General features: G+C 39.4%; 11 protein-coding genes. 5 read left to right on the top strand and 6 right to left on the bottom strand.

Going from position 1 to position 12,746, the window contains the following annotated elements; genetic code table 11:
• Positions 1–127: 127 nt before the first annotated feature.
• The 3 genes from G602_RS0108095 (at position 128) to G602_RS0108105 (ending at position 3,006) form a co-directional block, all read left to right on the top strand.
• Complete coding sequence (locus G602_RS0108095) at positions 128–568, top strand: DUF3592 domain-containing protein (RefSeq protein WP_026658554.1); 441 nt, start codon at positions 128–130, stop codon at positions 566–568.
• Between the two features lie 55 nt (positions 569–623).
• On the top strand, positions 624–1,967 hold the full coding sequence (locus tag G602_RS0108100; protein ID WP_196808620.1) for an MATE family efflux transporter: 1,344 nt from the start codon (positions 624–626) through the stop codon (positions 1,965–1,967).
• Between the two features lie 388 nt (positions 1,968–2,355).
• Entirely contained in the window at positions 2,356–3,006 is a 651-nt protein-coding gene (locus tag G602_RS0108105) for a hypothetical protein (RefSeq protein ID WP_026658556.1), read from the top strand.
• A gap of 118 nt (positions 3,007–3,124) precedes the next feature.
• Here the strand turns inward: G602_RS0108105 and G602_RS0108110 are convergent, their stop codons facing one another.
• Positions 3,125–4,498 (bottom strand): MATE family efflux transporter, encoded by a 1,374-nt coding sequence (locus G602_RS0108110; RefSeq protein WP_026658557.1) that lies wholly within the window; start codon positions 4,496–4,498, stop codon positions 3,125–3,127.
• Between the two features lie 130 nt (positions 4,499–4,628).
• Between G602_RS0108110 and G602_RS29750 the strand changes: the two genes are divergently transcribed.
• The gene (locus G602_RS29750) at positions 4,629–4,769 is read left to right on the top strand and encodes a LysR family transcriptional regulator (RefSeq protein WP_081675903.1); all 141 of its coding nucleotides are present in this window, start codon (positions 4,629–4,631) and stop codon (positions 4,767–4,769) included.
• 130 nt (positions 4,770–4,899) lie between these two features.
• Here the strand turns inward: G602_RS29750 and G602_RS25785 are convergent, their stop codons facing one another.
• The 4 genes from G602_RS25785 to G602_RS0108135 all read right to left on the bottom strand — a co-directional run bounded on the left by G602_RS25785 (position 4,900) and on the right by G602_RS0108135 (position 9,624).
• Positions 4,900–5,931 carry a glycosyl hydrolase 53 family protein gene (locus G602_RS25785; protein WP_049945130.1) on the bottom strand — a complete coding sequence of 344 codons (1,032 nt, stop codon included), beginning with the start codon at positions 5,929–5,931 and terminating at the stop codon, positions 4,900–4,902.
• A gap of 64 nt (positions 5,932–5,995) precedes the next feature.
• Positions 5,996–7,642 carry an ABC transporter substrate-binding protein gene (locus G602_RS0108125; protein ID WP_026658559.1) on the bottom strand — a complete coding sequence of 549 codons (1,647 nt, stop codon included), beginning with the start codon at positions 7,640–7,642 and terminating at the stop codon, positions 5,996–5,998.
• A 94-nt stretch (positions 7,643–7,736) separates the two neighbouring features.
• Entirely contained in the window at positions 7,737–8,708 is a 972-nt protein-coding gene (locus G602_RS0108130) for a carbohydrate ABC transporter permease (RefSeq protein ID WP_330369090.1), read from the bottom strand.
• 10 nt (positions 8,709–8,718) lie between these two features.
• Positions 8,719–9,624 (bottom strand): ABC transporter permease, encoded by a 906-nt coding sequence (locus tag G602_RS0108135; protein WP_242835529.1) that lies wholly within the window; start codon positions 9,622–9,624, stop codon positions 8,719–8,721.
• A gap of 172 nt (positions 9,625–9,796) precedes the next feature.
• Here G602_RS0108135 and G602_RS0108140 point away from each other — a divergent pair, with 172 nt between their 5' ends.
• On the top strand, positions 9,797–10,888 hold the full coding sequence (locus G602_RS0108140) for an AraC family transcriptional regulator (protein ID WP_026658562.1): 1,092 nt from the start codon (positions 9,797–9,799) through the stop codon (positions 10,886–10,888).
• 254 nt (positions 10,889–11,142) lie between these two features.
• Here the strand turns inward: G602_RS0108140 and G602_RS0108150 are convergent, their stop codons facing one another.
• Positions 11,143–12,210 (bottom strand): hypothetical protein, encoded by a 1,068-nt coding sequence (locus tag G602_RS0108150; protein ID WP_155829734.1) that lies wholly within the window; start codon positions 12,208–12,210, stop codon positions 11,143–11,145.
• Positions 12,211–12,746: the final 536 nt, after the last annotated feature.

The raw sequence follows: 12,746 nt of genomic DNA on the forward strand, positions 1-12,746 counted from the left end.
CATTATAATTGAATGCAAAAAATACTTCGTTTTAGGTCGAAGCACTGTCCGATTTTATTTTATACTTTCTCTAATAGCAATTCCATACAAATCAATAGTATAATATTAAACAAAGGGGGATTTTGCCATGGTAGGAATTGCACTTATTATTCTTGGAATCATATTTGTTTTTGTGGGACTGTATTATGTACTTATAAAAGCGCCAAGATCAAGAGCTCAGTTTGAAAGAAGAACAGCAAAAACAGGTGGAACAATTATCGATGTTATCGTAAAAACGCACAAACAAAAAAGGAAAAATCATGCAGGTTATCACACAACGTATACTTATAAAGTTACCACTAGTTATAATGTAAGCGGAATGGAGTATACATTGAAGAATATACCTGCTGTCCTGGCACCGCAAGTAGGTGATAGTGTGGATATATCATATAATCCGGATGATCCGCAGGATGCTCATGTTGACCAGTACACAGCTGATCCTGACACAAATAAAAAAGGCGGACTTGGCATTCTTGCCTTCTCAGCTATCATGATAGTACTTGGCGTGATTGTTCAATTCCTTAAATAAATAGGATTGTTTTCTAAAGCATAACTTCCCAAACAAAGGACGTATAATAATAATAATGAGTAATACACGTAATTCAAACAGACGAGAAATGATGACACAGACTCCTGTGCCTCAGCTGATACTTAGAATGTCGGTACCGACTATTATCAGTATGCTGGTTACAGCTATCTATAACACCGCAGATACTTTCTTTGTTGGAAAAATCTCAACTCAGGCAACTGCTGCTGTAGGAATTGTTTTCACGGTAATGGCACTGGTTCAGGCCATTGGCTTTTTCTGCGGTCACGGCTCCGGAAATTACTTGTCAAGAATGCTTGGTGCCGGAAAACACAAGGAAGCTGATGAAATGGCTTCAACCGGTTTTGCTCTTGCAATAATCATCGGCATTATCATCGCAGTAATCGGAAATCTGTTCGTAAAAGATCTGTCCTACTTAATCGGTGCTACCAGCACAACTCTTGAGGATACCCAGAATTACATGAGAATAATCCTTCTTGGAGCTCCTTTTATGATCGGTCAGTTTGTCATAAACAATCAGCTGAGATTCCAGGGCAGCGCCATGTATGCCATGGTTGGCCTTATGTGCGGCGCTGTAATGAACATGGGGCTTGATCCTCTTCTTATTTTCGTATTTCATCTTGGTGTAAGAGGTGCCGCACTCGCTACAATTGCGGGTCAGATCACCAGTTTCTTCGTTTTATATATAGGAAGTAAGCGAGGTGAAAACATCCGCCTTCGACTTTCAAATGTACACATAAACGGACATTATTTATATGAGATCATTAACGGCGGTGCACCATCTCTTTTCCGTCAGGGCATGGCTGCAATCTCAACTCTGCTACTTAACAGAGCCGCAGGTTCTCTTGGAGGAGACGCAGCAATCGCAGGTATGTCCATAACTACAAGAGTCATGATGATGCTTATGTCCGCACTTATTGGTTTTGGTCAGGGTTACCAGCCTGTATGCTCCTTCAACTATGGCGCAGGTTTCTATAAAAGAGTTAAAGAAGGTTACTTCTTCTGTGTAAAATATGCAACTATATTCCTTACAATTATAGGTGTAATCTGCTTTGCATTTGCTCCTCAGGTCATAGGAAGTTTCCGTGATGACGCTGATGTAATCGCAGTTGGCGCTGTGGCCCTTAGATATCAGTCAGCAACCCTTCCTCTTGGAGGAGCCCTGGTTATCTCCAATATGATGCTTCAGTCCATAGGAAAAGGTGTCAAGGCTTCTATCACATCTTCAGCAAGGAATGGTATTTTCTTTATTCCACTTATCCTGATTCTTCCTGCAGTCTTAGGAATCCGTGGAGTTGAGATGACTCAGGCCTGCGCTGACGTTCTCTCTCTTGCAATTACGATTCCTCTTGCTGCATCAGAGCTTAAGAAATTCAAGTAAGATTTTCAGCGGTTATCGTCTTTTCACTTCTATTAATCTCTCATTTTTTGGTAAAAAGAACCCTGCTACAGGTCCAACAAGCAACACGCAGGCATCAGAATCGTTCTTCAAAAGCTGAGGCTATATTATTCATTTATCTATTCTGTATTTTGGTTGTGTAAATTCCCCCAAATAGCTGCAACAATTTCTTATCTCCAACTGTATTATAGATAGACTGAGATCAGCCGGAGGGTTATCTTAGCAAAAACAATCAAAAAAGAAGGAGAAAAATCAGATTTTTCACATTAGTCATTCTTTTTAGTATTGCTGCAACCGCTGCACTTGTAACTTTCTTTTAAGAAAACAAAAGAATCGTCATCATAAAATATATTTTTTGTCGGAGAACTATATGAATACAAAATCCAGAACCATAATTTCAAATCAAAACAAATACAATGAAATCTCAGTGTTCCGTTTCATTGCTCTAAATATTGCTGTCCTGTGTATTGGATTGACTTTGATCCAGCTTTTCGCCGCATATGAATTTAAAGATTACGAAACAGCTACTGCATATATAGACAATGTCTCTTCAAGAGAACGTTATACAAGAAAAGGAGTTAGGACAGAATACACATATGATGTTCACTGGACCTATGATGGTGAGAAACATGTAACAACTAAAAAATCATCTATGGATAAGCCGGATTACAATCTTTCTGAAGTAAGAGTTAACCCTGAAACAAAAGAGATGACTCTTGGAAGCAGCAAAGGAAGCCTTGACGGAGCGTTGCTTACAATAGGTACCTCGGCTGTCTGCTTCCTGATATGGTTGATTTTGTTTTTATTCTCTAAGAATCGCAAACAGGAAGTAAATGAAAACTGCACCCTTTCCATAGGAATTGGCATTGTTGGCCTCCCTATGACGCTCCTTTGTACCTTTGCGATTTTTTCAGATAGCAAATATTCTTCCAGCGCTTTTCCAATAGTAATGCTTGACATCTGTTTTGCAATATCACTTATAGCCGGAATCATTGTGAAGAAAAAGGTCAAAAATTCGTAAACGAGGAGACTGTGATTATGCAGATAGTTTTTTGTTCTGGGTTTATTCCACTTATGATAAATACAATACCATTACGGTATCTTAGTTTGTAAGTATCTCATCAAGGAGCTGTGGCGTATCATGGAATGAAAATCCCGCGTGCAAAGACCATTGCTGTACTTTTTTTCCAAAGAAGAAATGCTAAAGGCATTCCCAGAAACTCAGCAATTATAAAGCTCATCCACACCATATTCAGATTACCAAAACTACTTGCTGCTAATGCGAATATTAAAGGAAGCAGTGCCTGTCTAAGCATAGTCAAATACATGCTCTTTGTACCCAGAGATAATCCCTGAAGTGCAGCTGCGATGATAAGATTGATAATTGATAAAAGGTATGCTACTGCGAGAAGCCTGATTGCAGGCACTCCTATAGCCAGCATATTTGAAGATGCATCAAAAATCTCCAGTACTTTTACAGGTAGTATTTCCAGTATCAGAAAGAATACTGCATAAAACAGCAGTCCATATCCAAATGCCCATTTAACTGCGTCGTTTACCCTGTCTTTCTTGCTTGCTCCATAGTTATAAGCAACTATCGGAATTAGCCCATTGTTTATGCCATGTACTCCCACAGTTACAACGCCGTACATGCGCGTGCAGACACCGTAAACGGCAACAGCTGTGGATGAGAACCCAAGGAGTATTGAATTCATGCCAACATTCACGAATGAAGTAAGTATCTGTACTACTGTAGACGGTATTCCCACACTCAGAATCGCACGAATGCTTTCTTTGTCCGGATGAAGCGTGAATGCAAAAGGTATTTCCTTATTCCATTTCCTGTTTATAAGGACACCTGCCATGAGCCCCACGCACTGCCCTATTACTGTTGCTATAGCAGCACCTGTAGTTTCCAAACGTGGAATTCCAAACATTCCGAAAATAAAGATCGGATCCAGGATCAGATTTGTTATGGATGCAGCAGATAATGTAAAAATAAACAGAGTAGATTTACCGCTTGCTATTACAAATCGGTCAAATACCCACTGTCCCATCTGGCCGAATGAGAACAGCATGCAGATGGTAAGATATTGTTTTCCATAAGTAGCAATGGCTGCATTGCCGCCGGACTGCCAATCATAGTAAGCATTAACAAAAAGCAAGCATACTACCGCATTTATCATCCAGGAGCATATTGCAATAAAAATTGCAGCACTGGCCGTCTTTTTTACCCTATCAGGTCTTTTTTCTCCAAGAGCTTTTGATATTACTGCATTCAGACCAACAGCGTTACCAAGTCCCAGTGATGATACGATCATCTGCACAGGAGCAGCTAATGAAAGTGCAGTAAGTGCATCCTCAGATATTCTGGAAACAAAAATCGAATCAACAAAGTTGTAAAGTGAGTTTATCAGAAGGCTGAGCATAAGCGGAATTCCGGTTCCAAGAAGAAGTCTGCTCATCTTCTGCGTTCCCATGATATTTTCTGTTTCATTTGAATTTCTGCTCATCCGGCACCTCCTTTGTGTTGTCCTAATGCAATCATATTATAGCCATTTACTATAATCAAATACTTGTATTAGATACCTTGCTATAATAAAATCGAATAGGAAGTACAAGCTTTTAATGGAGGCTTACATTATGGATATAAGGATTATGCAATATTTTCTGGCGATAATAAGAGAAGGGACTATTTCAGGAGCAGCAGAAGCTTTGCATGTGGCGCAGCCATCACTTTCAAGGCAAATGCGCGCATTGTATGAACCACGCCTGCCTGATTAGGCAAACACTTCCTTTCCATTAACAATGATCTTTACCTCATTACATGTGAAGATCTTGAAAAAATAATATATATTCTCTTTAGTGGTGCATATCTGAAATTTAAATGATATTCGATTTTGTCGTAGATTTCCTATGCATCCTTATATGCTGACAGTGCTTCCGTAAGCTGAAGGGTATAGTTTTTTGTCAGCTTAGATGCACCAAGTGGATATGAATCCGGCAGAACCTCAGAGCATACCTCCGGCTCCCAATAAAAAATCCCAAGTCCTTCATTATCAGGAACTCTTTTAAGCATCCTGATAGTGTCTCCTATAAGCTGTCTTGTTTCTTCTGCCTCATATTCAGGTCCACCTATTTCTGCAATCATAACCGGCTTATGAAATCTTTCTCTGTACATATCAATACATCTTGTCCAGTTACTTATGCTGGAATCTACGTTTTCTTCCGGGTTTTCCCTGTTTATCAGATCGCACCAGTATGGATAATCCGAAAAGCCAAGTATATCTGTCATCCCACCATTATCAAAAAAGTTTTCCAAAAACGGCATTACCCAATCAGGATGCTGACCACTCGCAAGATGAAGCACAACTTTACAATCCGGGAATATATTTTTTACAGCCAGATATCCGCTGTTTATGTATTCGACCAACTGCAAAGGGTGTTTTTCCAAATCCCCCATAGGATGCATCATTCCGGGGTTTATCTCATTGCCAACCTGAACCCATTCAGGATATATGTCCTTATTTTTCATGATTCTTAGAACATTTTCAGTATGTTCTTCAACCTTTTTGCATAACTCCTCATGGGTTAATCCCGACCATGCTTTGGGTATGTACTGTTTTTTGGGGTCTGCAAATTCATCACTATAATGGAAATCGAGCATAATGCGCATACCGGCTTTTTTTGCCCTTAAAGCAGCTTCGGCCACCCTGGGCGCATCACAGTATCCAAGCATTACCATTGTTCCGTCTTTTTCCTCAACATAGCTTTCATTTGGAGGATCAACAAATATCCTGAATCTGACTGAATCGGTGCCCTTTTCCTTTACCGCCTCCAGGCAGGACACATTCTTACCCTTTTCATTTACCCATTTAAAACCTCTGTCCTCAAGCTGAGTCATCCATCCAAGATCAGCCCCATATGCAAATTTATTCTTCATCATCAGTAGTCCTTTATTCTTGTTATTTTAGAAAAGCCGCACATGGCGGCTTTTCCGTTTGTATTATTTATCTCGTTGCTTTCCATGCATCATACTGTGTGTTGAATTCATCAAGAACGTTCTGAAGGCCTGAATCATAGCAAGCTTTGATCATCTCATCTATTGTAGAATCCACATCATCTACAAGTCCAAGCTCCAGCATGGGTACATAGTCATTAAGCACCGCACTTACAGCTGCCTTGTAATCAGCCACATTTGAATCGTCAAATACAAATGTTACTGTAGGATTGTTTACTACTCTTTCCTCCCAGCTTTCTGTTACCTTTTCAGCCCTGGGGTCACCACCGGCTTCCTTAAGATCACCGTTTTTGATAGCCCAGGATGCAGAAATCGCATATGCAGCAAAGTCTCCTGCTTTATCTGTTTCTGTATATTCCCCTGCATCATTTATTGTATAATGCTCATCTTCTACTCCGAGTATCCAGAGATGATTCAGATATGTGTCATTTTTCAGAATATCCAAGACCATTGCTGCTCTTGCAGGATCAGCACTTCCTGCAGCTATAGCCATATCGTTGTTTGAATAACATTCACATCCAACAAGGTTATTCTTTGTCAGATCATAAGCAGCCCCCACTACACCTTCAGTCTGCTCTGCCTGATCAATATATGTGAATACTGATGTGTTCCATGCAATTGATGCCCCCTGAAGATTTCCAAAAGCATCATCATCCGTAACTGTATTTGTAAGAGCACTTCTGCTCCATGCCCCCGCATCTGCCAATTCCTTCATGTCATGAGCATAGCTTTTGAAAAGATCCGTCGCATATACAAGCTGAATATCAGATGATTCAGGTAATGATCCCTCTTTATAGTCATAGATCAGATCAAAGTAATCGCTGTCCAGAGCAAGGAATGTATTCTCCTGTTGTCTGTAAACATCCCAAAGCTCATTGTTGTCGCATGACGCAGCCAGCGCATAGATTCCACTCTCCGGCGTTTCTTTTTCAGCAATCGTCTTTGCATAATTCATGTAATCATCCCAGCTATCAAGTGAGCTAATACCATATTTATCCGCAAGATCCTGTCGTATTGCGACAATCTTCCCCATAGGTTGTGCCTGATTTGAGGGAACAGCTATTGTCTGACCGGAAATGGTTGTTTCATCCCAACTCTCAGCTGCCTGATATTTATTTGTAAGTGGCATATTTTTTGAAATAAAATCAGTATCAAGCACGAAGAACGAACCTTTCGCAGCTTCTGTATACATAAAGCACCATGGTGCGGTAAATATAAGATCAACCTGACCACCTGTAAGCGTAAGCGGATACATCTGCTGATAATCTGACCAACTAAGGAAACTAACATCCACATCTGTATTAAAAGGCTCAAGATATTCATTTGTCTTTGCCAGAACATCATCCCACGCAGCAGGCGTATCACCTATAAGTGTTATATTCACTGTCTTATGCTCAGACAGATCCACATCCGCATACATTTCAGGAGTAGCTTTTACTATTCCTTCTCCGATTTTTTCCGGCAGATCATCAAGTGATACAGATGGTGCCTTTGCAGTAGCTTCATCCTTTATCTCTGCATCTCCTTCATTCTCCGTACTTACACTTTCTGTTCCCCCTGAAGCTGATCCGCATCCTGCCAGCATGGATGCAGTCATAGCCATACTAAGAATTACTGACACTACCTTCTTTCTCATTATTATTTGTCCTCCTTTAAATCTTTAACCCATTATGGGTAATGCACGCTTTTTTCATTACGAATCTATAAAAAATTTCTTCAAGTTAAACTCATCATCCCTTGACTGCTCCGATTGTAAGTCCCTTGACAAAATACCTCTGGACGAAGGGATACAACAGCACTATCGGACCTGTCGCGATTATGGTCATCGCCATCTTCATTCCCTCAAGGGGTATGGATGGCAGTGCTATTCCGGACTTTTCAGCCACTATCCTCATAGCCTCAGCACTTCCAAGGATTCTCTGAAGGTAGTACTGCAAAGTGAACATATCCTCATTTGTTACAAACAGCATGCAGTTATACCAGTCATTCCAATATGCAAGAGCTGCAAACAGAGAAAGCGTCGCAATAAGAGGCTTACTCAGAGGTAGTATCAGTTTTGCAAATATCGTTATGTCATTTGCTCCGTCAATTTTTGCGGATTCTGTTATCTCTGCAGGAATCCCGGCCATAAAAGATTTTGCGATGATCATGTTCCATACTGAAAACATCAGCGGAAGAATGAGTCCTACAATACTATTCTTGAAATTTAAGTAACGTGTGCACATTAGATACCATGGAACCAGTCCTCCATTAAAAAGTGTTGTAAAGAAGAAGAAAAACGAAAACTGATTTCTCCAGGGAAAATCCTTCCTGCTAAGCACATATCCTGTCATTGTTGCCATAAGGACAGAAAGGAATGTTCCTATAGCGGTCACACTTATTGTCATCCCATAGGATTTAAGTATTGCTGCAGGATTCTTAAGGCACAGCGCATAGCTCTGAAGACTTAACTCCGAAAGCTTTGGCAGTAAGGGATACCCATCCCTTATCAGTGAAGTCTCACTTGTAATTGACGCCACTATTATCAGATAAAATGGGATAACGCATATAAGAGCGAATAATCCAACTACTACTGAACCAACCGCGTTTACAGCCATCTGATCCCGGCTTACTTTCTTTTTCTTCTTTTCACCTGTTTTATCAGGCATTCCTATATCTTCAACATTTGTGCCTTCCGTAAGGCTTATAACATCAACAGACATTTTCTCCTCCTTAGTAAAGTGCATAATCAGGATTTGCTTTTTTAACCAGCTTGTTACATACCATGATGGTTATGAAACATAGAACTGACTGATACAAACCAGCCGCTGCAGACACTCCCACATTTCCATTGTCGATAAGAAGTCTGAACACATATGTGTCTATAACATCCGTCATCGGCTGAAGAAGTGCACTACTCTTAACAGTCTGGTAGAACAACCCGAAATCTCCGCGGAAGATGTTTCCTATACCAAGAAGTACCAGGATCATCATCGTTGGCAGGAGGGAGGGAATTGTAAGATACCTTATCTTCTGCCATGCAGAAGCGCCATCAATTGAAGCAGCTTCAAACATTTCCTGATCCATGCCTGTTATTGCAGCAAGGTATACAACCGAACCATATCCTGTTTGTTTCCACAATTTTAAAAAGATAAGGACGAAAGGCCATGCACCAGGTGTGTTATAAAGGTCAAAGGGCGTTCCTCCTAATGAAGTTACAACGTTATTAAATACTCCCCGCTCAAAGTTGAAAACATTGTAGATTATGGCTCCTGCAACAACCCAGCTTATGAAATAAGGAAGAAACATAAGTGACTGCACTGTTTTCTTAAAAGTCTTGTGAATGATTTCGTTTAGAAGGATTGCACTTCCCATTTCAAATACAACACCAAATGCTATGAAGGCTATGTTGTATAAAAGCGTGTTCCTTGTTACCTGAAACAACTTCCCTGAGATAAGAAGTGCCTTGAAATTATTAAGTCCATTCCATGGGGAAAAATAAATGCCGCCGTTATACTGATACTTCTTAAATGCCATTATTATTCCCGTCATTGGAATATAGCTGAAAACTATAACATATATAAGTGCCGGTAAAAGCATTAATAGCAACATCCAGTGACGCTTCAATTTTTTTATCATATCCATGCCTCTTTTCCTATGCAAAAAATACTGTTAATACATGATTATTACTGTGTTTTCATGCATCTGTCCTGTTATTATTTTATGATTCAGAAAAAGCCAAAACAATGACACGAACCGACTTCTGTGCTAAAATTTGTATCATATATGGGAATGAATGGAGTGGAAATCAATGTTAAAAGAGATAACTAAAGATTATATAACCAGCACAAATCCTAACGCTTCGTTCGAAATAAGTACCGGAAGTGACTCAAATTACTATCAGTTAAAGCAACCGTATCAGATCACGTACGAATTCTGTAGTGGCACCAAAGAAAGCGACTATATGAATGCCATTACATTCTCAGAGGATGAGTCATTCTATGCAAGGGACTCATTTTATGGTCACGATAAGGCCTTTCATGACCATCCTCTCCATTTTCATGACTATTACGAAATAATGGTTGTTCTTAGTGGAACTGTTACGCAAAGAATTGAAGATATCGATTACAAATATCCTGAAGGAACATGTTGTCTTATAAACAGAGGAATACGGCATTCTGAAAACTTTGATACAGAGGCAAGTATCCTGTTTGTTGGACTTTCAACAAGCATGATTGGAGAATTGTTTACAGTAGCAGAACATTCATCTTTTCACTCTGAAAAAGATTTTATGAAGAGTGATCTGTATAATTTTATCATCTCAGATCTGGATAACCCTGAACGAAAAGCATATCTGGATATGATACCTGCGTTCAACAGTATTTCCAACCTTGGAAAGCTTCGTGAAATAACAATTGAAATGCTTAACACTATGATGTTTCCTCACTTTGGCTCTTCATATAAAATGAGAAGTCTACTTAGTGAGCTTCTATTTTTTATATCCTCCAATTACAATTATCACTGTACTGAAATTGAAATGGGTATGGGAAACGATCAGCTTCTTTTCAGCCGCATAGGCCATTTGATGGATGAAAGAAATGGCAGAATAAGCCGTGCAGAACTTGAAAAAGCATTAAATTACAGTGGCGATTATCTAAACAGAATCGTGAACAAATTTACAGGCATGTGCCTCTATGATTATGGTATGACATTTTGCCTGAAAAAAGCTGCAAATGAGCTGGCAACAACCAAGGCATCCATAACTTCTATCGCACAGAGCCTGCAATTCTCCAACCGGACACATTTTTATTCACTGTTCGAAAAACAATACCATATGACTCCTAAAGAATACAGGGCAAAAAACTCCGTTCACATGGCCAGTCATAGTTTTAAGTGCGAATGACTTCAGTGAGAACAACCAGCTGCGACTATAATTTTTTTCTCCTTTTTCTTCATTAAAAAATAGTTGTTGTTTATCGTTACAATATAAAGAGGGTTCATGTTCACAAAAGGTTTCACTTTTTTTGAAAAAATATTAAAAAAGTTTTGGCGGCTGATTTTGGAGCACAAAAAAGGAATGCGACAAGTCTTTAATACTTGCGCATTCCTTTTGTAATTCAGTAACCTATTTTTCTTAGTCCATAAGTAAATGGCGGATTATCTCTTTACCTTTACAGCGTATTTTCCGGAATTACCACTTACTTCTATTCTATATGTGCCCTTTTTCAGTTTTAATTTAAGCACGTTTGTATCAGCTTTTCCTGCATAGACATAGTCAATTCTCTTATTTCCCTTGTATACAGACATAAATATACTGGTGGAGTCTATGTTCTTAATGATGAATTTATAGTTGCCCTTCTTGTTGGCTTTTACCTTAAACCAGTCATGATCATCATCAGTATCAAGAATACCGTTTACATTTTTCTTAAGCTTTATGCTCTTAGCCTTTTTAGCCTTGCTGGGTTCATCTACTCTTCCGGAAATAGAGATTTTATATCTCACATCATCGTAGTAGCCTGTCACCTTTATATAATATGTTGTTCCGGCGTTTACTAAAACAGTTCTCTCATTTGACTGTGCCTTACCTGCATAATAAGAGTCGCTCACACTTGTCTCATCTGCCTTAAACACCTGAGCAGTCACACCGCTTCCATCAATATTCTTAACTGTTACTGTAACAGCGGTATTAGCACCTGAGTTAAAGCTAAGCCAGTCCACATCATTTTCCGTTTTAATTGTTCCTGAGTATTCGTTTGCTATCGGAGATGCAGTAGCAAGAGTGTCTCCTTCATCATTCTCAGCTTTCATATTGAGGACAAAGTTTCCACAGCTATCATCGTATTCACCATGAACCTGAACAAAATACACAGATGACGGATTGAGTTTTACATACTTAGATTTTGTCTCATTTCTTCCTGTATATACAGTTTCAATATTTGCTCCGTCTGAATCATACAGACGGCTGTAACAATAAAATCCAGTATTCTTCAGCTCCATCACATACCAAAAATCATTGCTTGCGTTTGTTGTAAATGTGTACCAACGATTACCCTTCTCTGTGATTACTCCGGAAGTGGGAGTATTAAGTGCCAGCTGTGCTACATTTGACTTTTCAAAAAAGTCCCCTTGCGTTGCCTTACCGGTAAGGCTGTGTCCGCAAAGTACTGAAGCACAACAACATAAAGTGAGTACCAGTGTTAATAGTTTTTTCATCGTTTTCTTCATTTCAATTCCTCTCTTCATACAATATTTGATAGCGACAAATATGTCCCCTCTGCGCATCATCCATCGCGTTTGCGGCTGAATACGCACTTAAACATTTTATCACTACTTCCATCAGTTGCCTATCACAAAAAATTGCCTTATTCCATATTCTTCCTACATATTAACCGTCATCACAAATCGTTTTTGTCGTCTTTGCAGCCTTGTCCATTTTACTCATGCGCATACCCTTCATCTTTATTGAGGATTCTTGAGTTTATCCGGCAGCCTTCTATTATCTGCTTAGACATCTGCCGTGTTCCGTTATAGGAAAATGCCCTGTACATCAGGTACATCCACAGGGTTATAAGCGCAAATCTATTATATGTTAGATAATGCTAACTGTTTTTTCAAGAGTAATCATAGAAAAGATGCCGCATTGAACATTATATAAGCGATGAATCCTTTAAGGCTATAAAAAAACACATGGCACAGTTCTGTCCCAACCATTAAATGTCTATTTTAGCTTCCCTACGCCACCTTCTGTAAAATTTTTCTGA

Origin of the sequence: Butyrivibrio sp. AC2005 (assembly GCF_000424145.1) — a bacterium.
Classification (GTDB): Bacteria; Bacillota; Clostridia; order Lachnospirales; family Lachnospiraceae; genus Butyrivibrio.